Source organism: Tenacibaculum geojense (assembly GCF_042676005.1).
GTDB classification, from domain to species: domain Bacteria; phylum Bacteroidota; class Bacteroidia; order Flavobacteriales; family Flavobacteriaceae; genus Polaribacter; species Polaribacter geojense.
In genome coordinates this window covers 1-567 of record NZ_JBHTJR010000022.1, presented here as the reverse complement: position 1 = coordinate 567, position 567 = coordinate 1, and the positions used below count along the sequence as shown (strand labels likewise).

General features: G+C 32.3%; 1 protein-coding gene. It reads right to left on the bottom strand.

All coding sequences use genetic code 11. The annotated features are described in order from the left end of the window. Positions 1 to 567 (bottom strand): IS3 family transposase (locus tag ACFQ1U_RS03765; protein WP_386105473.1); only part of this gene is annotated, 567 nt, incomplete at both ends.

Genomic DNA, 567 nt, shown 5'->3' with positions numbered 1-567 from the left:
TAAGATTCCATTAATTCTCTCTGCTAAAGCATTTTGATAACAATCATACCCATCAGTCATTGAGGGTGTTATATCTTGTTTTTTTAGTTTATTTTGATATATCGTTGAACAGTATTGTAACCCTCTATCAGAATGATGAATCATTGGTCCAGATGTAATCCTATTTTTAATAGCCATAGTTAAAGCTTTAACTACATTTTCTGCACTCATATCATCACTTAAGTGATACCCCATAATTTTTCTACTAAAAGCATCGGTTACTAACGATAGATAATGGGTTCGCTCTCTACTTTTCACATAAGTAATATCACTGACAAAGTATTGTTCTGGATACTCTGCCTTAGTTTCTTTCATTAGATTCGGGTACTTTCGTAACCAATGTTTAGAGTTAGTGGTTTTGGTATAATTCTTTTTAGGTTTAATCAACATAGATTCTGAGCGTAAGTAGTCAAATAGGGCATCTCTACCTATTTTTATTCCTTGACTATTAAACTCACCCTTTAACAAATAATACAATTTACGAGTGCCTATTCTAGGCATTTGCATACGTATTTGCATGACTAAAAG